Source organism: Ruegeria sp. C5 (genome assembly GCF_056537605.1).
On record NZ_JBQFRX010000002.1, the window covers coordinates 1 to 21,679 of the forward strand.

The 21,679-nt window shown below is 57.8% G+C and carries 22 protein-coding genes; 13 read left to right on the forward strand and 9 right to left on the reverse strand.

From position 1 onward, the window contains the following. Positions 1–124: 124 nt before the first annotated feature. The 4 genes from ACR0AW_RS07930 (at position 125) to ACR0AW_RS07945 (ending at position 2,254) form a co-directional block, all read left to right on the forward strand. On the forward strand, positions 125–469 hold the full coding sequence (locus ACR0AW_RS07930; RefSeq protein WP_170398693.1) for a YbaB/EbfC family nucleoid-associated protein: 345 nt from the start codon (positions 125–127) through the stop codon (positions 467–469). A 64-nt stretch (positions 470–533) separates the two neighbouring features. After that, entirely contained in the window at positions 534–1,127 is a 594-nt protein-coding gene (recR, locus tag ACR0AW_RS07935) for a recombination mediator RecR (RefSeq protein ID WP_480438876.1), read from the forward strand. A gap of 155 nt (positions 1,128–1,282) precedes the next feature. Then, positions 1,283–1,651, forward strand: a complete 369-nt coding sequence (locus ACR0AW_RS07940; RefSeq protein WP_170732495.1) for a hypothetical protein — start codon at positions 1,283–1,285, stop codon at positions 1,649–1,651. Positions 1,652–1,765: 114 nt separating this feature from the next. Continuing rightward, complete coding sequence (locus ACR0AW_RS07945) at positions 1,766–2,254, forward strand: hypothetical protein (protein WP_170732496.1); 489 nt, start codon at positions 1,766–1,768, stop codon at positions 2,252–2,254. On the opposite strand, the gene ACR0AW_RS07950 is transcribed toward ACR0AW_RS07945, so the two are convergent. Next, positions 2,251–2,880, reverse strand: coding sequence for a ribonuclease T2 (locus ACR0AW_RS07950; RefSeq protein ID WP_170732497.1), 630 nt, complete (start codon positions 2,878–2,880; stop codon positions 2,251–2,253). The two genes, ACR0AW_RS07945 and ACR0AW_RS07950, sit on opposite strands and share 4 nt — an antisense overlap. A 130-nt stretch (positions 2,881–3,010) precedes the next feature. Between ACR0AW_RS07950 and ACR0AW_RS07955 the strand changes: the two genes are divergently transcribed. Further along, positions 3,011–3,772: a DUF1013 domain-containing protein gene (locus tag ACR0AW_RS07955; protein WP_170732498.1), complete on the forward strand. Its 762-nt coding sequence runs from the start codon at positions 3,011–3,013 to the stop codon at positions 3,770–3,772. Positions 3,773–3,826: 54 nt separating this feature from the next. Beyond that, positions 3,827–4,216, forward strand: coding sequence for a hypothetical protein (locus tag ACR0AW_RS07960; RefSeq protein WP_170514749.1), 390 nt, complete (start codon positions 3,827–3,829; stop codon positions 4,214–4,216). Between the two features lie 43 nt (positions 4,217–4,259). Here ACR0AW_RS07960 and ACR0AW_RS07965 read toward each other — a convergent pair whose 3' ends face one another. Further along, positions 4,260–5,291, reverse strand: coding sequence for a permease (locus tag ACR0AW_RS07965; RefSeq protein ID WP_170732499.1), 1,032 nt, complete (start codon positions 5,289–5,291; stop codon positions 4,260–4,262). After that, positions 5,284–5,592 carry an ArsR/SmtB family transcription factor gene (locus ACR0AW_RS07970; protein ID WP_170398716.1) on the reverse strand — a complete coding sequence of 103 codons (309 nt, stop codon included), beginning with the start codon at positions 5,590–5,592 and terminating at the stop codon, positions 5,284–5,286. The genes ACR0AW_RS07965 and ACR0AW_RS07970 overlap by 8 nt, the downstream gene beginning before the upstream one ends. A gap of 146 nt (positions 5,593–5,738) precedes the next feature. Here ACR0AW_RS07970 and pdxR point away from each other — a divergent pair, with 146 nt between their 5' ends. From pdxR to ACR0AW_RS07995, 5 genes are all read left to right on the forward strand, one after another. Then, positions 5,739–7,199, forward strand: a complete 1,461-nt coding sequence (gene pdxR / locus ACR0AW_RS07975) for a MocR-like pyridoxine biosynthesis transcription factor PdxR (protein WP_170398719.1) — start codon at positions 5,739–5,741, stop codon at positions 7,197–7,199. A 124-nt stretch (positions 7,200–7,323) separates the two neighbouring features. Beyond that, a complete protein-coding gene (gene xsc, locus ACR0AW_RS07980) occupies positions 7,324–9,099 on the forward strand; it encodes a sulfoacetaldehyde acetyltransferase (RefSeq protein WP_170425785.1) in 1,776 nt (591 codons plus the stop codon). Between the two features lie 170 nt (positions 9,100–9,269). Continuing rightward, entirely contained in the window at positions 9,270–12,086 is a 2,817-nt protein-coding gene (locus ACR0AW_RS07985) for a molybdopterin oxidoreductase family protein (protein WP_170732500.1), read from the forward strand. A 91-nt stretch (positions 12,087–12,177) separates the two neighbouring features. Then, a complete protein-coding gene (locus ACR0AW_RS07990; RefSeq protein ID WP_170398728.1) occupies positions 12,178–12,927 on the forward strand; it encodes a 4Fe-4S dicluster domain-containing protein in 750 nt (249 codons plus the stop codon). Beyond that, positions 12,927–13,814, forward strand: a complete 888-nt coding sequence (locus ACR0AW_RS07995; RefSeq protein WP_170425791.1) for a dimethyl sulfoxide reductase anchor subunit family protein — start codon at positions 12,927–12,929, stop codon at positions 13,812–13,814. Before ACR0AW_RS07990 ends, ACR0AW_RS07995 begins: the two co-directional genes overlap by 1 nt. A 133-nt stretch (positions 13,815–13,947) precedes the next feature. Here ACR0AW_RS07995 and dapA read toward each other — a convergent pair whose 3' ends face one another. After that, entirely contained in the window at positions 13,948–14,820 is an 873-nt protein-coding gene (dapA, locus tag ACR0AW_RS08000) for a 4-hydroxy-tetrahydrodipicolinate synthase (RefSeq protein ID WP_170732502.1), read from the reverse strand. 123 nt (positions 14,821–14,943) lie between these two features. Here dapA and ACR0AW_RS08005 point away from each other — a divergent pair, with 123 nt between their 5' ends. After that, positions 14,944–16,917 (forward strand): lytic transglycosylase domain-containing protein, encoded by a 1,974-nt coding sequence (locus ACR0AW_RS08005; RefSeq protein WP_170508849.1) that lies wholly within the window; start codon positions 14,944–14,946, stop codon positions 16,915–16,917. Here ACR0AW_RS08005 and ACR0AW_RS08010 read toward each other — a convergent pair. Next, positions 16,882–17,760 carry a DMT family transporter gene (locus ACR0AW_RS08010; RefSeq protein ID WP_170732504.1) on the reverse strand — a complete coding sequence of 293 codons (879 nt, stop codon included), beginning with the start codon at positions 17,758–17,760 and terminating at the stop codon, positions 16,882–16,884. The two genes, ACR0AW_RS08005 and ACR0AW_RS08010, sit on opposite strands and share 36 nt — an antisense overlap. Next, a complete protein-coding gene (mnmC2, locus tag ACR0AW_RS08015; protein ID WP_170406602.1) occupies positions 17,757–18,422 on the reverse strand; it encodes a tRNA (5-methylaminomethyl-2-thiouridine)(34)-methyltransferase MnmC2 in 666 nt (221 codons plus the stop codon). Before mnmC2 ends, ACR0AW_RS08010 begins: the two co-directional genes overlap by 4 nt. A 55-nt stretch (positions 18,423–18,477) precedes the next feature. On the opposite strand from mnmC2, the gene ACR0AW_RS08020 reads away from it, so the two are divergent. Then, on the forward strand, positions 18,478–19,512 hold the full coding sequence (locus ACR0AW_RS08020) for an NAD(P)/FAD-dependent oxidoreductase (protein ID WP_170663211.1): 1,035 nt from the start codon (positions 18,478–18,480) through the stop codon (positions 19,510–19,512). On the opposite strand, the gene ACR0AW_RS08025 is transcribed toward ACR0AW_RS08020, so the two are convergent. The 3 genes from ACR0AW_RS08025 to ACR0AW_RS08035 form a co-directional block, all read right to left on the reverse strand. Next, positions 19,504–20,316: an HTD2 family dehydratase gene (locus ACR0AW_RS08025; protein WP_170732506.1), complete on the reverse strand. Its 813-nt coding sequence runs from the start codon at positions 20,314–20,316 to the stop codon at positions 19,504–19,506. The two genes, ACR0AW_RS08020 and ACR0AW_RS08025, sit on opposite strands and share 9 nt — an antisense overlap. A 45-nt stretch (positions 20,317–20,361) precedes the next feature. Next, positions 20,362–20,904, reverse strand: a complete 543-nt coding sequence (locus ACR0AW_RS08030) for an NAD(P)H-dependent oxidoreductase (protein ID WP_170646722.1) — start codon at positions 20,902–20,904, stop codon at positions 20,362–20,364. Positions 20,905–21,000: 96 nt separating this feature from the next. Continuing rightward, a complete protein-coding gene (locus ACR0AW_RS08035) occupies positions 21,001–21,672 on the reverse strand; it encodes a YiaD family glycine zipper/OmpA-like lipoprotein (RefSeq protein WP_170398755.1) in 672 nt (223 codons plus the stop codon). Positions 21,673–21,679 lie beyond the last annotated feature (7 nt).

Below are 21,679 nucleotides of genomic sequence, written 5' to 3' on the forward strand. Positions count from 1 at the left end.
ACCACATGCCGCCGTCTTGTATCAGCACGCTGTCCGCAGGTCCCTGGGATGAAACGGCTGACCTCTTGTGCCGCACGGTTACGCTTCGTATCTAGGCCACAAATCGAGTGACAGGAGATTACCGATGCTAAAAGGTTTAGGCGGCCTGGGTGACATGGCCAAGATGATGAAATCCGCGCAGGATCTGCAGACCAAGATGACTGACATGCAGGAAGAGCTGAACACCATCATGGTTGTCGGCGAATCCGGTGCCGGGCTGGTCAAGGCCACCGCGACCGCCAAGGGCGAGTTGAAAGGTCTGGATATCGACCCGTCGATCTTTAACGGTGACGATAAGGAAGTAGTCGAAGACCTCATCCTCGCCGCGATCAAGGACGCCCAAACCAAGGCGCAGGAACGTTCACAGGCAGAAATGGCCAAGCTGACCGAAAGCATGGGCCTGCCCGCAGACATCAAGCTGCCGTTCTGATACACCCTCCTGACGGATCTATGGCCGGGGCGTGTTTCCCTGGCCCAATTGCGAGGGTCTCACGGTGAGTTCGAATAGCGACATCGACAATCTGATTGACCTTATGGCCAAGCTGCCCGGCCTCGGCCCTCGCTCGGCCCGCCGCGCAGTCCTGCACCTGATCCGCAAACGCGCCCTGCTGCTGACGCCGCTTTCAGGCGCGATGCAGCAGGTGGCGGTCACCGCCCGTGAATGTCTGAACTGCGGCAATGTGGGCACCACCGATATCTGCGACATCTGCAATGATGAGGCCCGCACAACCGGAGAACTGTGCGTAGTCGAAGACGTCGCCGACCTTTGGGCGATGGAGCGCGCCGGGGTCTTCAAGGGCCGCTATCACGTTTTGGGCGGCACGTTGTCGGCTTTGGACGGAGTCGGCCCGGATGAATTGCGCATCCCCCGGTTGAAGGACCGGGTTGTGGCCGAGGGTATCACCGAGATCATCCTCGCCCTGAACGCCACCGTCGATGGTCAGACCACCGCGCATTACATCGCGGATCAGTTGGAGGGGCAGGTGCGCCTGACCTCGCTAGCACAAGGTGTGCCGATTGGGGGCGAGTTGGACTATCTGGATGACGGGACGATCACGGCAGCGCTTAGGGCGAGGAAGGAATTATAGTCTTTTTCGCTTCAAAGATGAAATATGTAACAACTAAGATGCAGAAACTCAAACCAGCCGTGCGTTCGCAGATCATGGCACTAGGTGCTGTAGTGTTTTGCTGTCTCGCAAGCGCGGCGAGTCCAGAACATCTTAGACTAGCTGTGATCTCAAACATGGACGATCAGACACTTGATGCGTTTTACAATAGAATTGCCGCAGAAAACCCGGTCGTTGACCCCTTTGCTCGTCCAAGTGGAATCGATGATACAGACATACTTGTCATTCTGTTAGAAAACTGGGCGGACGTTGAAATTCTTCCAAATTGTGGTCCCCTGGACCCATTATTTGCGAATATCGGAAAGAACCGTCCAGATACTGTAAGATTCGAAGCATCGGCCAAGAGGTCTAGTGGCACCGAATTGAGGATTGTTGCGTACGCTCTTGCGAGCACAAACTACAAATCGTTGGCGTGTTACGCTGAAGATATTGCTGCAGTACTTCGCAACAACTTCGACGTTTTAAACTCAGACGACTGCCAGTAGTTTGAAAGCTACTTTGTTTTCAACGATGGGGCGTCATTACACGTTTATCATATTGATTGACCCTACTACGTTAGTAGGCATCAAAATCGCCACATGATGTTGGGAAACCATACTATGAGCCGCCTTCTCGCCCTCACCCTAGCCACCTTCACTGCCACCGCCGCACTGTCCCAAGAACTCATCGACAAAGGTTTTGTCGAAGGCTGGAACATCATGATGGACCCCAATCTTGGCAATGGGTGCCTGATACAAACCGTGTATCAGGACCTCTCGGTGGTGCGGCTAGGCTATGACGCGTTGGATAATCGCGGGTATTTCACCGTTTACAACAAGGCTTGGGGCGACATTAAACCGGGGGAACAATATCCAATCCGGTTTGAGCTGGACGGCAAGAGCTTTGATGCCACCGCCATCGGGTTCAAGCAGGATCGCGTGCCCGGCGCGACGGTGTTCTTTACGGACCGGAGTTTCGTCACCTCGATTGCGCAGAACAAGACCATGACCGTCTATAATCCGGAAGGCCAGACCGTCATGGCGATTGATCTGAAAGGCACCGCCAAAGCGCTGGATTATGCGCGCGACTGCCAGAACAAAAAGCTCTAACGAATCGGATCAAACACCGCGTCTTTAGCGGTGCAATCACGGATCACGTCGCGGCCACAGGGCACCGGGTCAAGATCGCGGGACAAGCACAGGCGGACTTCTTCGATATAGCCTTGCTTACAGGTGATGGTGATCATGTCAGGCTCGAGCGTGGGATTGGCTTTGAGAAAGGCCTCTTCCACCACCGAAGCGGGCAGTTTGACCGTCGCGTCCAGCTTGCGGAACACCTCGGGGCGCGCAACTCCTGCATAAGCCTGCCGCGACAGGGCGAAATAGTCGGGTGCACTGAGGCCCGAACAGGTGCCGTGCTTTTTCCATTGATGCCAGGCCAACCCGGATGAGCCCTGAATATCCTCCATTTCCCGCGTCATGCGGCGTGTGGGTGGCGCTTCGGACGTGCGACAATACGAAGGCCAGCCCTGATGGAATTGCGGCCAGAGCCCATGCAATATCCACCCATGATCGTGTCGCGTGTCGCACTGATCCGAGCCGCGCGCATCGCCTTCGCGGGCGCACCAATTGGGCGACCAGCTGAGCGACAGGACGTAGTAGTCAAAATCGCCCGCCTTTTCGCCCTCGGCCATCGCAGCCATGGCACTCAGCACCCACAAAATCGCCCAGCGCATTCGCCTCTTCCCTTCTTTAGCTGTCGCGACTATATAGGCCCCAAGTTCCCCGACAACGGAAACCTGCCCCATAGCTTCGGGGCCGCCGAATTCCGGCGACGGGACAGATGTATTTATAGGAGACGGGCTGATGGCAAAACCGCTTATGGCCAAGGCAACCGCCGTATGGCTGGTGGACAACACCACGATCAGCTTCAAGCAGATCGCGGATTTCGTAGGCATGCACGAGCTGGAAGTGCAGGGTATTGCGGATGGTGATGTGGCTGCAGGTGTCAAAGGGTTTGACCCGATTGCCAACAACCAGCTGGCTCAGGAAGAAATTGACACCGCGCAAAACAACCCGCTGCACAAGCTGAAGCTGAAATTCAATCCGGCGGCATCAGGCGAAGAGAAACGCCGTGGTCCGCGCTACACCCCGCTGTCCAAGCGTCAGGACCGTCCGAACTCGATCCTGTGGCTGGTCAAGTTCCACCCGGAACTCAGCGACGGCCAGATTGCCAAGCTGGTCGGCACCACCAAGCCGACCATCCAGTCGATCCGCGAGCGGACGCACTGGAACATCTCGAACATGCAGCCGATCGATCCGGTTGCCCTGGGTCTGTGCAAACAATCCGAACTGGATGCCATCGTGCAAAAGGCCGCGGCCAAGAAAGCAGCCGAAGGTGGCGTGATGAGCGATGATGAGCGTCGCAAACTGGTCTCGACCGAACAGTCGCTCGAGATGGATTCAGCGCCCAAGATCCCGACCGCGATCGAAGGTCTCGAGACATTCTCGTTGTCCGAGGACACCAACGAGAAGGAAGACGAAGAGCCCATCGTCGATGCGGATAGCTTCTTCAACCTGCCCAAGGGTGGTGGTGATGAAGAAGACGAAGACGATCTGCGCCCCTGAGATGCGCATGGTCCCGGCCTCGAATAGCCGGGACCCGATTTTTTGGGTGATTTGATGCTAAAGGTTCTATCCTTATTCTTCGACGCGCATCGTGCCGTTTCAATCTATGTGTTCCTGAAATCCTGGTGGTTGGCCATTACAGGTGCCGTAGTGATGATCGCGATAGTCGCTGGCTTGCTGTTGCTGAATGACGACGGCAAGCACGAGCACGAGGCGTTTCTCACCGTCGCGGTTTTGTCGGCGACACCGATCAATGGCGATCTCAAGAACGGGGTCATTGCTTCGGTGCGCTTGCCGGATGGCTCAGCAGCATCAATCACGTCGACCGAAGGGCCGATTGCTCAGACAGTTGGAAACCAAGCCTGTATCGAGAAACGGGTTTTCATTGAAAGTGGAGAGCCAAGGTATCGGTTCAAACTGCCACGATATTGCGAAGCGAGCTAGAAAAGCAAAACCGCCCGATGGCTCAACCGGGCGGTTTTTTTGTTCAGATCACCTGAAACAGGATGCCTGCTACGATGGCACCGCTGATGCCCAACCCCAGATAGGTGGCAAAGACGCGCGGTTTCACCAGTGACCACACGGCCGCCATCGCAGGTATCGAACTGACGGCGCCGGCCACCATGAACGACATCGCAGCACCCGCACTCATACCCTGTTCCATCAGACCCGCAAGAAGCGGTGGTGCGACGTAAGAGTTCAGATAGGCAGGCATTCCGACCAAGGCTGCGATGACGATTGGTACAACACCCTCACCACCAACAACCCGGGCGATCAGGTCTGCCGGAACATAGCTGACCAGCAACGCCTCGAGCACGTAGGCGAACGCTAGCCATTTGAGCAAGAACAGACCGTTATGAACGAATTCGGCCCGAAAGCGCGTCCGACGGTCAGGGTCTTGCCAGAACTTCCAGACGGGTTTGTCATCTTGCTTTGGTCCGCAACCGCAGCAACCAGCGGGTTTGTATTCACGCAACGGCTGCGCAAAAGCACCTCCCCGCATCAGGGTGCGCACCGCAAACCCGCCGAACAAACCCAACGCGACAGCGGCAACCGCTTTACCAATTGCAAACGGCCAACCCAGCGCACCCGCAGTAATCAGCAACGTCGGGGGGTCGATCAACGGTGAACTGAGCCAGAATGCCATCACGGCCGACAATGGCGCACCCAGAGCCAGCAATCCCGCGATGAACGGGATCACTTCGCAGGAACAAAATGGGGCCAGCCCGCCAAACAACGCAGCCAGAAAGATCATCCGTGTCTCGCGACCCTCAAATGCACGGGCGACCATCACTTCGGCCCCGGTTGCCTTCAGGTATGATAGCAGCAGAACAGCAAACAGGATGTACTGGCCCGTATGCGCAAGCGCTTTGGCTGCAAAACTCACAACCTCGGTCCAGTTGCCCGGATCAAGAACGGCCACCAGCGCCAGTATGACCATGATCAGAGCCCAGGGCGTTTTGATCAGGTCGATCAGGTTTCTGGCAAGTGGCTTGGGGTTTTGGGTCAGTTCAGCCATCGTTTGCGGCCTTTCCGATTTCGTCTGCGCAGCATTCACTTAGGATGAACTGCGCCAGGTTTCTCAATTCGTCAAAGCACGCGCGGTTGATCGTGCTACGCCCGATCTTCTCTTGCTCAACTACTCCGCCAGCAGCCAGAAACCGCAGATGATGCGCCAGAGTCGAGGGCGCGATTCCTGTCCTCGTTTGAATTTCTCCAACGGTCAGGCCTGCTTCCCCAGCACGAACCAAGGTCTTAAGAACCTTCAATCGGGCTTCCGAGCCCATGGCAGAGAAACCTGCGGCAGCTTCTTCCCACATCCTTTATCTCCATTAAACTAGATTTCTGGTTATTTAGTTTAATTCGTATCCTGCGTCAACCACACGTGTGCGTAAAACTCCCAACATGGTTCGCAGGGCCATAAGTCCAGATTGCCACCGCCTTAGGTCCAACCTATAACGATGCAATGGGTATTTCGGTCGACACATTCTTTTTGGAACGCAATGGGCAAGGCACCTTACAGGCGCAGCTGCAACAGCTGATTGCCGAAGGCATTCTGTCAGGACGCTTCCACGTCGGGGAAAAGCTGCCCTCGTCCCGTAAACTTGCTGCCCATTTGGGTGTCAGCCGGATTACGGTCACGCTTGCCTATACTGAACTGCTGGCCAATGATTACCTGACCGCCAAAGGCCGGTCGGGATACTATGTTTCAGAAAATGCGCCAGTGCCGCCGACCTACACGCCAGTGCGGCGCGACACCGAAGTGGTTGACTGGGATCAGGCGTTTGCCCGCCGTTTCTCGGGCGGTGATGTGCTGACAAAACCCAGCAACTGGCGTGACTACCGCTATCCCTTCATTTATGGCCAAGTCGACAGAAAGCTGTTCGATCATGCAAACTGGCGTCTCTGCGCAGTTCGGGCGTTGGGACATAAGGACTTTGATTCTCTGACCGGGGACTATGTCGATCAAGATGACCCGCTGCTGCTTGAATTCATCGCCCGGCATACTCTTCCCCGCCGTGGAATTGTAGCCCGGCCCGAAGAAATCTTGATCACCCTGGGCGCTCAGAACGCCCTTTGGCTGGCGTCTCGCATATTGCTGAACCGGAACCGTAGGGCAGCGATCGAGGACCCCTGCTATTACGCCCTGCGCGATCTTCTGATTCACTCGGAATGCAAGCTGTCTTATCTGAAGGTCGACCGGGACGGGTTGCCCCCGGAAACAATCCCTGACGATACCGACGTCATATTCACCACCCCCAGCCACCAGAGCCCGACAACCGCGACCATGCCGGTGGACCGCCGACATGCACTGCTGCGTCGTGCCCGCGAATTGGATGCCATGATCGTCGAGGATGACTATGAATTTGAAATGTCATTTCTCGGAGCCCCGTCACCGGCGCTCAGGTCAATGGATCGCGATGGGCGGGTGATCTACGTGGGCAGCTTTTCCAAGTCGCTGTTTCCGGGGCTTCGATTGGGCTACATGGTCGGGTCCGAACCCTTTATCCGTGAAGCGCGCGCCCTGCGATCTCTGGTCTTGCGTCACCCTCCTGGCCACATGCAGCGAACCGCAGCCTACTTCCTATCGCTCGGCCACTATGATGCTCAGATCCGGCGCATGTCTAAAACGCTGCAACGCCGTCGCGAAGCGATTGAGGAGGCGATTGGACAATATGGTCTGACTGTTGCTGGGCGCGGGATGCTGGGCGGATCATCGATCTGGATGCAAGCGCCGCTGCATGTAGACACCAGCAAACTGGCCCGAGACCTGCAGCGCCAAAGCGTCCATATCGAACCGGGTGAGGCATTTTTTTCAAGCCAGAACAGGCCAAAGAACTTTTATCGGCTGGGCTACTCTTCAATCTCGTCGGATCGTATCGAACCGGGAATCCAACAGATTGCTGAAGCGATCCGGCGTTCTTAAGCACTCTGGACTTAAACCGCTACCGGTTCTGGCCCTAACGCCACAGACACCCGTACGCCAAAACCGATCAGAAAACTGGGTGCAAAACCCCCGTTCCATCCTTCTATGATCGGAGATTACGCAGATGAAGATGACCACTGAAGAAGCCTTTGTAAAAACCCTGCAGATGCATGGCATCGAACATGCGTTCGGTATCATCGGCTCGGCCATGATGCCGATCTCCGACATCTTTGGCAAAGCAGGCATCACTTTCTGGGATTGTGCCCACGAAGGGTCCGGCGGCATGATGGCTGACGGCTACACCCGCGCAACCGGCAAGATGTCGATGATGATCGCCCAGAACGGCCCCGGCATCACCAATTTTGTGACCGCCGTCAAAACTGCCTATTGGAACCACACTCCGCTGCTGCTGGTCACTCCGCAGGCCGCAAACAAGACCATGGGTCAAGGTGGATTCCAGGAAATGGAGCAGATGCGCATGTTCGCAGACTGCGTTTGCTACCAGGAAGAGGTGCGTGACCCCAGCCGTATGGCCGAGGTTCTGAGCCGCGTAATCATGAACGCCAAGCGCGCTTCGGCACCTGCGCAGATCAACGTTCCGCGCGACTTCTTCACTCAGGTGATCGACATCGAGCTGCCTGCTGTTGTTGAGTTTGAACTGCCTTCGGGTGGTGCATCGGCCGTATCCGAAGCTGCCGCTCTGCTGTCGAACGCAAAGAACCCCGTTATCCTGAACGGTGCAGGCACCGTTCTGTCGAAAGGCGGCATCGAAGCGTCGAAAGCACTGGCCGAGCGTCTGGACGCTCCGGTTTGCGTTGGCTACCAGCACAATGACGCTTTCCCCGGCTCGCACCCACTGTTCGCTGGCCCGCTGGGCTATAACGGCTCAAAAGCCGGTATGCAGCTGATCAAGGAAGCAGACGTTGTTCTGTGCCTCGGTACACGCCTGAACCCGTTCTCGACCCTTCCAGGCTACGGCATGGAGTACTGGCCTGCAGATGCAAAGATCATTCAGGTCGACATCAACCCCGACCGCATCGGCCTGACCAAGAAGGTTTCGGTTGGTATCGTGGGCGATGCGGCGAGCGTTGCCACCAGCATCCTGAACCAACTGTCCGACACAGCCGGTGACGAAGGCCGCGACGCGCGCAAGGCTAAGATCGCCGAAACCAAATCGCGTTGGGCGCAAGAGTTGACCTCGATGGACCACGAGCAGGACGATCCGGGCACCACGTGGAACGAACGCGCGCGCGCGGCCAAGCCGGACTGGCTGAGCCCGCGCAAAGCATGGCGCGCGATCCAGTCCGCGCTGCCGAAAGAGGCGATCATCTCGTCCGACATCGGCAACAACTGCGCCATCGGCAACGCCTATCCTTCGTTTGAAGAAGGCCGCAAGTATCTGGCCCCCGGCCTGTTCGGCCCCTGTGGCTATGGTCTGCCTTCGGTCATTGGCGCGAAGATCGGCTGCCCGGATGTACCAGTTGTCGGCTTCTCTGGCGACGGTGCCTTTGGCATTGCAGTCACTGAACTGACCGCCATCGGCCGCGAAGAATGGCCCGCCATCACTCAGGTTGTGTTCCGCAACTACCAGTGGGGTGCGGAAAAGCGCAACTCGACCCTGTGGTTCGATGATAACTTCGTCGGCACCGAGTTGGACACCAAAGTGTCCTATGCCGGCATCGCCAACGCCTGTGGCCTGAAAGGCGTCATCGCGCGCACTCAGGATGAACTGACAGCGGCGTTGAGCCAGGCGATCGAGGACCAGAAGAACGGCATCACCACCCTGATCGAAGCAATGATCAACCAGGAACTGGGTGAACCCTTCCGTCGCGACGCGATGAAGAAGCCGGTTGAGGTTGCAGGTATCGACGCAAGCGACATGCGTCTGCAGCAGGTTTGATTGCTGTCAAAAACATAAGTCGGACCGTGTTCAACCGGTCCGCTTAAAGAAAAGCAGAGGAAGGGGGTGCCTGCACTCTCTTCCTCTATATGGTTGAGCCCGGTGTGCTTACGCTCCAGTGTGTTCAACACGTACAGGTACCAAGGCGATCCGCCACAGGGAGAGACAGCGTGAATCAACAACCGAACCTCAACCTATCCCCACCCGTGTCAGACGAGATCCGCCGGACTACATGCTACATGTGTGCCTGCCGCTGCGGTATCAACGTGCACATGAAGGATGGGAAGGTCGCCTATATCGAAGGCAATCGGGATCATCCGGTAAACAAGGGCGTTCTCTGCGCCAAAGGCAGCGCGGGGATTATGCAGGTGAACGCCCCGTCGCGCCTACGCGCACCGCTCAAACGCGTCGGCCCGCGTGGGTCTGGCGAGTTCGAAGAGATCAGTTGGGACGAGGCGCTCGAGATCGCTGTCGGTTGGCTAAAACCGATCCGCGAAGACAACCCCGAGAAACTGGCCTTTTTCACCGGCCGTGATCAGAGCCAGAGCTTCACCAGTTTCTGGGCACAGAATTTCGGCACCTGTAACTATGCAGCCCATGGCGGGTTCTGTTCGGTCAACATGGCAGCCGGTGGCATCTACACGATGGGCGGTGCATTCTGGGAATTCGGTCAGCCCGACTGGGATCACACCAAGCTGTTCATGCTGTTCGGCGTTGCAGAAGACCACGACAGCAACCCGATTAAAATGGGCATCGGCAAGATCAAGGCGCGCGGTGCCCGGGTGATTGGGGTAAATCCGATCCGCTCGGGCTATAACGCCGTGGCAGATGATTGGGTCGGCATCACCCCCGGTACCGATGGCCTGTTCATCTTGTCGATGATCCATGTGCTGATGAAGGCAGGCAAAATCGATCTGGATTACCTAAGTCGCTACACCAACGCGCCGGTCCTGATCAACGCATCCGACGGTCCGGAAAAGGGTCTGTTCCTGAAAGACGATGACGGCAAGCCATTGGTCATCGACCGCAATACCGGCAAGCTGACTGCTTTCGACACCCCCGGCGTCCGCCCTGACCTATCAGCGACCTACGAAAAGGACGGTGTCACTCACCGCCCCGTCTTCCACCACATGGCAGAACGGTATCTGGCGGATGAATACGCCCCCGAGGCAATCGCAGATAAATGCGGCGTACCGGCGACCCGCATTCGCGCGATTGCTGGCGAGCTGGCCCGTGTGGCCTTTGATGAAGCGTTCGAACTGGACCATGAATGGACCGATTTCCGGGGCGAGAAACACTCGAAGATGATTGGTCGCCCCGTCGCGATGCACTCGATGCGTGGTGTCTCAGCCCATGCCAATGGTTTCCAGACCTGCCGCGCCCTACATGTATTACAGATCCTGCTTGGAACGGTCGAAGTCCCCGGCGGCTTCCGCTTCAAGCCGCCCTACCCCAAGCCAGTTGAGGCGCATCCGACTCCGCATTGTAAGGTGACGCCGAATACGCCGCTGGACGGGCCGCATCTGGGGTTTGTTCGCGGCCCCGAGCATCTGGCGCTGAAAGAAGACGGCAGCCCGGCGCGGATCGACAAAGCGTTTACATGGGAAAACCCGATGTCCAGCCACGGGCTGATGCACATGGTGATCTCGAATGCCCATGCAGGCGATCCCTACAAGATCGATACGTTGTTCATGTACATGGCAAACATGTCCTGGAATTCGACCATGAACACCAAGGGTGTCATGGACATGCTGACGGACAAGGATGAGAACGGCGACTACGTGATCCCGCATATCATCTATTCCGATGCTTATTCCTCGGAAATGGTGGCCTATGCCGACCTTATCCTGCCCGATACAACCTATCTGGAACGACACGACTGTATCTCGCTACTGGACCGCCCGATCTGCGAGGCCGAGGCAGCGGCAGACGCGATCCGCTGGCCGGTGATTGAACCCGACCGCGACGTACGCGGCTTCCAGTCGGTTCTGATCGATCTGGCCAACCGCATGGGCCTGCCCGGCTTTACCAACGATGATGGCAGCGCCAAGTGGACGGATTACGCCGACTATATCGTCAACCACGAACGCAAGCCGGGCATTGGACCGCTTGCCGGTTTCCGGGGCGAAAACGGCGACAAGGAAGGTCGTGGCGAGGTTAACCCCGACCAATTGAACCAATACATCGAGAATGGTGGCTTCTATGTCGCGCATATTCCCGAAGGTGCGGATTACTACAAACCTTGGAACACTGCCTATCAAGACTGGGCTGTGGGCATGGGTATCTATGACAGCCCACAGCCCTATCTATTCCAGCTCTATTCCGAACCGATGCGTAAATTCCAACTGGCCGCCGAAGGCTACGGGGAACGCCAGCCCCCAGATCACCTGCGCGCGCAGATCCAAGATACAATGGACCCCCTGCCCATTTGGTACGAAACCGATCAGACCGGCAATGAAGGCTTCACCGTCAACGCTCTGACCCAGCGGCCAATGGCGATGTATCATAGTTGGGGCACACAAAACGCCTGGTTGCGTCAGCTGCATGGGCGCAACCCGCTATACGTCCCGACCAAGCTGATGCGTGAACACGGGCTGCAAGACGGCGATTGGGCCAAAGTCAGCTCTCCACATGGCGAGATCACGGTACCCGTCATGGAGATGGCTGCGCTGAACAACAATACCGTGTGGACTTGGAATGCCATCGGAAAGCGCAAAGGGGCCTGGGCCTTGCAGAAAGACGCCCCCGAGGCCACCAAGGGTTTCCTGCTCAACCACCTGATCCACGAGCTGCTGCCCCCCAAGGGTGACGGCCTGCGCTGGGCAAACTCTGATCCGATCACCGGTCAGGCCGCCTGGTTCGATCTGAAGGTAAAAATCGAAAAGGCCGCCGCTCCAAGCGATGCTGAAAGCCAGCCAGAATTCGCTCCAATCAAATCGCCGGTCGGGCAAGGGCCAAAGGATTTGGCCTGGAAGGTGGGCAAATGACCCGATCCGTTCTTCATCTGGCTATAAATATCTCGGGTTCTGGGGCAGAGCCCCAGCCCGCCCTGACCACAATCGCAGAGGCAAGGCAGTCATGACCCAGCTCCCCCAATCAACCGAACGCAAGATGGGTCTGGTCATTGATCTGGACACCTGCGTTGGCTGCCATGCCTGCGTCATTTCATGCAAAGGCTGGAACACCGAAAACTACGGCGCGCCACTGTCGGATCAGGATGCTTATGGTGCTGACCCTTCAGGCACCTTCTTGAACCGGGTGCACTCTTACGAGGTGCAACCCGCCGAAGGGCATGCCCAATTGATCCACTTCCCAAAATCCTGCCTGCATTGTGAAGACGCACCCTGCGTGACCGTCTGCCCCACCGGTGCCAGCTACAAGCGGGTTGAGGACGGAATCGTTCTGGTCAACGAAAATGACTGCATCGGCTGCGGCCTGTGCGCGTGGTCCTGCCCCTATGGCGCACGCGAACTGGATCAGGCCGAAGGCGTTATGAAGAAATGCACGCTTTGCGTCGATCGGATTTACAACGAGAACCTACCCGAGGTGGATCGTGTGCCCTCTTGTGTGCGCACCTGCCCGGCAGGTGCCCGACACTTTGGCGATCTCGGCGACCCTGGCAGTGATGTCAGCAAGCTGGTCGTCGAACGTGGCGGCATGGACCTGATGCCTGAACAGGGCACCAAACCCGTCAACAAATACCTGCCGCCCCGACCCAAGGACAAAATTGAGGAGCAGATTGACATCCTAGCCCCTCTGCTGGCCCCGGTCGCCGAAGAGCCCAAGGGTTTCCTCGGCTGGCTCGACAAGACCCTGGAGAAGCTCTGATGCACCCGGCACCTTCCGTTATCATCTTTACCACCCTGTCCGGTCTCGGATTTGGACTCTTGTTCTTCCTGGGGCTCGGCATACCTGACGTCTCGGGCTGGGTCGCGTTTGTGTTTTTCGCAATTGCCTATGGCTTGTCCGTCGGCGGTTTGCTCGCGTCGACATTCCACCTCGGCCACCCAGAGCGCGCTTGGAAAGCCTTCACCCAATGGCGCTCAAGCTGGCTCAGCCGCGAAGGCTGGTGCGCGGTCATCGCGCTGCTCGTCATGGGGCTCTATGCAATTGGTGCGGTCTTTCTAGGCCAACGCTGGGGTGTGCTGGGCTGGATCGGGGCGGCATTCTCGCTGGCCACGGTCTTCACCACATCGATGATCTACACGCAGCTTAAGACCATCCCACGCTGGAACATGAACCTGACACCAGCCATGTTCTTGTCGTTCAGCCTTGCAGGCGGGGCGTTGTTGGCCGGAGCAGAAGCGCTTGCCCCTTGGTTGCTGGCCATTGCCGGCGCTGTACAGCTTGCCTATTGGGCCAAGGGCGACGGTGCGTTGTCCCGATCGGGAACCACGCTGGCAACCGCGACAGGGCTTGGTGAGCGAGGCGCTGTCCGCGCATTCGAACCACCTCATACAGGTACAAACTATCTGCTGCGTGAGTTTGTGCATGTGGTCGGTCGGAAGCATGCGCAGAAACTACGGATGATATCTTTTGGTCTGGCTTTTGTGCTGCCTTTACTGCTGCTTCTGATCCCCTTTGGCGGCGTTCTGATCAAGCATGTCTTTGCGCTTGTGGCGGTGTTGTCGCATGTCACCGGCGTTGCTGTTTCACGCTGGTTGTTCTTCGCGCAAGCAGAGCATGTGGTTGGGTTGTACTACGGCAAGCGTTGATGGGGGCTCTGCCCCCGTCGCGGTAAGCCGCGCCTCCCCCGAGGTATTTCTAGCCAGATGAAATTTGGATCCCGAATTAAAAAAGGGCGGCGCTCGATCTTCGAGGCCGCCCTTACGAGTCCGTATATTGATTTCAGATTAATCCAGCATGCGCCATTGCTGCTTCGATAGCGGCTTTGGTGCTGTCTTCCAGCTCGGTCAGAGGCGAGCGCACTTCGGTGCTACACAGGCCAAGTTTGCTGAGCGCGTATTTTGCGCCGACCAGACCGGGCTCGATGAAGATCGCTTCGTGCAGGGGCATCAGGCGGTCCTGATACTCCAGCGCCATTTCGTAGTCGCCATTCAGCGTTGCCTGCTGGAATTCAGCACAGAGCTTCGGAGCCACGTTTGCGGTGACCGAGATGCAGCCCACTCCGCCATGAGCGTTGAAGCCCAGTGCAGTCGCGTCTTCCCCGGATAGCTGGCAGAAATCCGCACCACAGCTTGCACGCTGCTGGCTGACGCGCGCCAGATCTCCGGTCGCGTCCTTGACCCCGATGATGCGCGGCAGTTTCGCCAACTCACCCATCGTTGCAGGAGTCATGTCGATGACCGAACGACCCGGGATGTTGTAGATGATGATCGGGATATCGGCACTGTCATGCAGAGTTTGGAAATGCGCCAGCAGCCCTTTCTGGGTCGGCTTGTTGTAATAGGGGGTTACGACCAGCGCCGCATCCGCACCGATTTTTTGCGCAAACTGAACAAACCGAATGGCCTCGACAGTATTGTTGGAGCCCGCGCCTGCGATTACAGGCACGCGACCTGCTGCAGCCTTCACCACTTCGGCGATAACCGTTTCATGTTCTTCATGGCTGAGAGTCGGGCTTTCGCCGGTCGTACCAACCGGAACCAGACCGGTCGAACCTTGCTGTAATTGCCATTCCACCAAGTGTTTGAGCGTTTCCAGGTCCAACGCGCCGTTGCTGAACGGGGTGACCAGGGCTGGCATTGAGCCTTTAAACATGGAACGCTCCTTAGGTGTTTTTTGCGCACCGGTCTGTCACGATTAAGGGTTTGTGAGTTGATCCCGGCGGTGCAAGGTTTATCCTGCATGGCTGTATCCTTGGTTTGTTGGGGAATGCAAGGGATGAGACGTATTCTGTCGCTTGGAATAGCGATGATTCTGGCGCTGATGCTACAGCCGCATGCCACTCGTGCGGATGCGACGCAGGATTTGCGCGCGGGGCTCTATGAGATGCGCAAGGGCGATTGGAATGCCGCGCTGCGCGTGGCAGGCCAGCGTGGATCGGTGGCGCGGGACATTATTGTCTGGCATTGGCTACGCGAAGGTTTTGGCAGCTCGGGCGATGTACTGGTGTTTCTTGAGCGGCGCCCGGATTGGCCCGGTTTGGCCTGGCTGCGCCGTAAAAGCGAGCCATCATTCACCGGGGCCGATCCGAATCGAGTTCTGAAATTCTACGAAGGGTTGCCTCCGCAAACAGCAGAAGGTGCTTTGAATTATGCCGTGGCCTTGAAAAGCCAAGGCCGCAATGGTGAAGCAGAAGCCGACGTCGTAACCGCGTGGCGAACTATGCCGATGGGGTCGGGCCTACAAAAGGATTATCTTGAGAACTTCGGGAAGCTTCTGAGACCACATCACGAGGCCAGGTTGGATCGGATGTTGTGGGATGGGCATCTTGTCAGCGCCGGGCGGATGCTGCCCCTGGTCAACTCTGATCAGCGCAAACTGGCCGAGGCGCGCATTGCCCTGCAAAAGCGCGAAAACGGAGTGGACGGCAAAGTCGCCGCAGTGCCGGAATCACTGGCCAAAGACCCTGGCCTGGCATTTGATCGTTTCGTGTGGCGGGATCGCAAAGAACTGGACGACAGCGCCATTGATCTGATGTTGGCACGCTCGACCGGACCAAAATCGCTGGGTGAACCCGACAAATGGGCGGAAGGGCGACGCAGACTGGCACGTCTTGAGATGCGCACGGGAGATGCCGAACGCGCCTATGCGATTGCCGCCAATCACCACATGACCCCCGAAATGGGCTATGGCTATGCTGATTTGGAGTGGCTCTCGGGATTTCTGGCGCTGCGCAAGCTGAATGATCCGGCCACGGCGGTGCGGCATTTCCAGAATTTCTCGGAGGCGGTGCAATCGCCGATTTCGAAGGGTCGCGGTGGATATTGGCTGGGCCGCGCCTATGCGGCGCAGGGGGATGCTGACAAGGCGCACGAGGCTTATGCCGAAGGCGCGAACTATCAGACCTCGTTCTACGGGTTGCTGGCGGCGGAACAAATCGGCCGTCCGTTTGACAGCGAATTGGCCAACCCACGCCGCGCGCCGCATTGGAAACAAGCCGCATTCGCTGACTCAAGCGTGTTGGAGGCTGGATTGCTGTTGCAGCGCGCAGGAGAGGGAAACCTTTCAGAACGGTTTCTGACCCATTTGGTGGAAGGTCTCGATCAAACCCAGGCCGCTCAGCTGGGTGACCTGGTGATCGAACTGAACGAACCGCATCTGGCCGTCATGATCGCCAAGCGCGCGGCAACAACCGGTGTTGTTTTGCCTGCCGCTTATTACCCAGTGCACCCGGTCGCAGATATGGGACTTCCCATGGCGAAGGAAATGACGCTGGCAATTGCCCGACGCGAAAGTGAGTTCGATCCGGTAGTCATCAGTGGCGCAGGCGCGCGCGGTTTGATGCAGGTCATGCCCGCTACCGCCAAACTTGTGGCTCAGGATTTGGGTATTCTGGGTGGCCATAAAACCGCGCGCCTAACCTCGGACTGGCAATATAACGCAAAGCTGGGGGCGAATTATCTTGCAACGCTTGCAGAGGACTTCAACGGCAATGTCGTGATGATGGCCGCTGGATATAACGCGGGGCCAAGACGGCCGATTTCGTGGATGGAACGCTATGGCGACCCGCGCCGGGGCCAGGTGGATGTGATCGACTGGATTGAGACCATTCCTTTCAAGGAGACGCGCAACTATGTCATGCGTGTCGCCGAAAGCCTGCCGGTCTATCGCGCTCGGCTTGGGCAGCCAGCTTTACCAGTGCCATTCTCAAAGGAACTAACCGGTTCGACCCTTTCGTCGTTCGCGCCATAAGGTGAACAGGCCCGCCGCGATCACCAAAGCTGCGCCCAGAACAACCTCGGGGCGCAGGGTCTCGTGGAAGATCGTGATGCCCAGAATTGCGCTCCACATCAGATGGAAATAGGCAAAGGGTTGCACGGCGCTGGCCTCGGCCATTTCGTAGCACTTAATCAATAGCCAGTGTCCCAGAGCGCCTGCGATGCAAAGCAACCCCATCCAAAACCAATCGCTGCTGGCCATGGGTTCCCAAAACCAGACACCAACAGCAGTCATTGCGACTGCACCAGCCACCCCAGTCCAGAAAAAACTGGTCGCAGTACTGTCCCGCCGAGCCGCATACCGTGTCAGCAGGCCATAAATCGCGAACATAAACGCCGAGATCAGCGGGATCACAGCCCAAGGGTTGAACACACCGGCACCGGGCTGCAGGATGATCAACACCCCGATGCAGCCGACCCCGATGGCGGCCCAGCGACGCCAGCCGACTTTCTCACCCAGAACCGGGCCGCTGAGGGCAGCGATCAGCAGCGGATAGCTGATGAAAACGGCCTGGCTTTCAATCAAGCCCAGAATGGTAAAGCTGAAAACGGCGACACAAATTTCTGCGGCCAGTAACACACCCCGGAATATCTGGAGTCCCAACTGGCTGGTTTGCGCCGCCGCCCGCAAACCTCTGCTAGATCTCGTAGCCAGAGCAATCACGAATGCGGCAAAGAACCAGTACCGGATCATCACCACCATATACGTATTGTAGGTACCGGCCAGATGGCGCGAAATCCCATCCTGAAAAGCAAACACGATCGTCGCGCTGACCATAAGCGCTATACCGGCGTTGACGTTGTTCTTCTGGCTCATTGCTTCACCGCCCGGGTCATGTGCCGTTTACGGCCAAAGCCGGGGCTGCGGGTAACATCAAAACCTGCATCGGATAGACCCCGACGCACGAAACCCGCGGCAGTATAGGTTGCCGCTGTACCGCCTTGGATCGTGTGCTCCGCCACCTGCTGCATCAGGTCAGCCTCCCACAGCTCGGGGTTTTTTGCGGGTGAGAAGCCATCCAGAAACCACGCATCTGCCTCACCTGCCCATGTGGGCAAGGTCTGGCGCGCGTCTCCGACGTTGACCTCAAGATGCAACGTGTCCAGCACGCATTTCTGCCCATTCCATGTTTTCAGAAAGCGATCGGCCCACGGTGTCATCTCGGGGAAGGCGGCTAAAGCACGCGCCATATCGTCAGGCGCCATCGGAAAGGCCTCGAAGCTGGTGAACCGTAAAGGTGTAGTCTGCCCTGCTGCTTCCCACGCCGACCACGCGGTCAACAGATTCAGGCCGGTGCCAAAGCCTAGTTCAGCGATGTGAAACCCCGGTACAAAGCGCGTTGGCAGATCGTTGCCTGCCAGAAACACATGACGCGTTTCCTCTAACCCGTTCTGCAACGAGTAATAGGGGTCATCGAACCGATTCGAGACCGGGATCTGGTCTTCCGTCCAAGTAAGTTCGGCACGCTGGTCTGCCATCGGGGAATCCTGTAGCTAAGCGGCGCGACACTGAACAACGAAAAGGGGATTGGCAATGGTCGATGTGACGGTGCGGGGCGCAGGAATATTTGGCCTCTCCATCGCCTGGACCTGCGCACGGCGCGGCGCGAAGGTTCAGATCGTCGACCCATTTGGTCCGGGCGCGGGGTCCAGTGGAGGGCTTGTTGGCGCGCTGGCCCCACATGTGCCCGAAAACTGGAACACCAAAAAGGCGTTCCAGTTTGAAAGTTTAATCATGGCTGAACCGTTCTGGAAACAGGTCGAGGCCACCGGTGGTGTGTCGCCCGGCTACGCACGTCTTGGGCGTCTGCAACCCATACCAGACGCACGCGGTTTGGAGTTGGCCCAAGCGCGTGAACAAACAGCTGCAACACTCTGGCAGGGTCAGGCTGATTGGCGCGTCCGGTTGGTGGATCAGATTGGTGCCTGGTGCCCACCCAGCCCGACGGGATATGTCGTCCACGATACGCTAAGCGCGCGCATGCACCCAAGGCGTGCCTGCGCGGCGCTGGTGGCCGCGCTTGCCGTAATGGGAGTAGAAGTTACCGCCGAAGCGCCCGACAAGGGACAAGTCGTACACGCCACTGGACTTGCGGGTCTGCAAGAGCTCAGCAAGGCGTTTGGCAAAACAATCGGTAACGGCGTGAAAGGACAGGCGGCGTTGCTGCGATTTGATGCGGGCGACGTACCACAGTTGTTTGCCGATGCTGTTCACATCGTGCCTCATGCCGATGGTACGCTGGCCATTGGCTCGACATCAGAACGCGAATACGACGATCCGACCAGCACAGATGCCGCTCTGGACGATGTACTGGACCGCGCCATGCGTGCCGTGCCGGTCCTGCACGGGGCGGAAGTGATCGAACGCTGGGCCGGTGTCCGCCCCCGCAGCAAAAGCCGCGCGCCGATGCTGGGCGCGCATCCCCTGCGCAAAGGGCAGTTTATCGCCAATGGGGGATTCAAGATCGGTTTTGGTATGGCACCGAAGGTGGCCGAGGTCATGGCCGAGTTGATGCTGGAAGGGCGCGATAGAATCCCGCAGGATTTTCTGCCCGAAGCTTCACTCTGATTGCGGTATTGCCTTGGCTGACATGCATTGTCGGCCTCCGGGTCCACGCACCCAAAACTCCTGACCGTCCCTACACAGGGTCGCCGTTTCGAAATTCATCAGCGGCGACGATGCGCGAAACGTAAACTCCGCCAGAGGCCCCATCAGATCAGTAGCGAACAACATGAGGGATTGGGCCAGCAGAGGCCCGTGGACAACCAGCCCGGCATAGCCTTCCACGTCGCGCGCATACTCAAGATCGTAATGGATCCGGTGTCCGTTGAACGTTAGCGCCGAATAGCGGAACAGCAGGGTTGTATCAAATTCAACAATGCGGTGATCCAACTCATCCGTTCGGGCCATCGGAACTTGTGGAGCCGGTGCGTTTGATGAGGGATCTTCTCGATAAACCAGATCCTGCCATTCGGTCACGCTCAGCGCGCCCTTTTGCCAAATCTCGTGACGCAGGGTGACAAATGCCAACGGTCCGCTACGTCCTGTCTTTGCCACGGCGCTTTCTCTGACCGTCCGACGCTCGGCTGCGACCCCTGCCACAAAGGGCTGATGAAACTGCAGTCGCCCACCTGCCCACATGCGCCTTGGTAGTCCCATATCGGGGATCAGACCTTGGCCTACCCGCGGATGTCCATCACGCCCAAGATCGCTCGGCACATGCGGCGACCAGAAATAGAGCTGATGAAAGAAGGGAGGGAGTACTGAGCCTGCCTCAATCGTCGGTTCCTGCCCCAATGCTACCTGCAGTGCAGCCGCTCGGGCAGGATCTACGACATCGGCCTGAGTCTCTATCTGGTCTTGATCCTTCATCCGCATAACCTAGAAGTTGCGGTACAGACCGGCAAGCAAAGAGGATTAAAACCCGGCCTCTGCCCGCAGCTTCTGCATCAGGTTATGCAGCGTATGCTCGTAGCGGTCGTTAGACAGCCGCCCGTCTGCATCAAATTCATTCGAGCTGTCCGCCAAGTGAAGCTCGGGACCTTGCAGAATGCGTGGCTGAAAGGGAACCATGAAGGACCGCAAGATCATTTGCGCCCGTTCACCCCCGGCCCGGCCCGCAGCGGCGGACATGACGGCGAGCGGTTTATCCATCCAAGGCTTGCCCTTCGTCCGGCTGACCCAGTCCAGCGCGTTTTTTAGAACACCCGAAGGCCCTTTGTTGTATTCCGGGGTTGATATGATCACCGCGTGGGCCTGGGCAATCTGATCGGCCAAAACCTGCACGGCTTCAGGTATGCCTTCGCCAACTTCGAGATCGCCGTCATAAAGCGGCAGATTGAGATCAGCCTCAATGAACGTGCCGGGTTCGAACAGGCGTGCAGCTTCGCGCAGCAATTTACGGTTGGTCGCATCCTGCCGTAGCGAGCCGGAAAGGCCAAGAAGGATCGGTTGGGACATGGGGAAACTCCGCTTTGGTGTTTCCCCTTAGTTATCCCGAGACACCATCGAACCAAAGGCCCGATGACGCGCAGTCATTGTGCGCGAGACGCGTGATCAGGTGTTGTCGCTGGGAACTACCACAATCTCGACCCGCCGGTTCTGGGCTTTCCCCTCGGGTGTCAGGTTCGATGCGATCGGGTTGTTTTCACCTTGCCCGACAGTAGTGATACGGGCGTAGCTGACACCATTGGCCTGCAGAATATCAGCCACCGCATTGGCGCGGCGTTCAGACAGTCCGAGGTTGTAGGACGCCTCTCCGTCACTGTCAGTATGACCGATAATCTGGACATTCGAATTCGGGTAGTTAACCAAATTCTGCCCCACCTTCACCAAATCGGCACGCAAGGCCGGGCGCACGGTGGAACTGTCGGTGTCGAAGGTGATGTCATTCGGAACCGTGACGATTAAGCGATCCCCCGCGTTGACGATCGTTATGCCGTCATTCGCCAGCTGTTGCCGCAACTCAGCCGCCTGCCGATCAAGCTGATTGCCGATCACGCCACCACCTGCGGCACCGATGGCCCCACCGGCCAATGCACCCAGCAGCGGGTCGGAATCATTGGCAATCGCACCCACGCCCGCGCCAATCAGACCACCCAGCAACGCGCCTTGTTTGGCATTCTGATTGGGATCGTTTTGCACGCTGAGAGTGCCCGGGTCGGTACACGCCCCCAAAAACAGGGCTGAACACAGTCCAACCGTCAGTACACATTTGGAAATCGTCATTGCATCA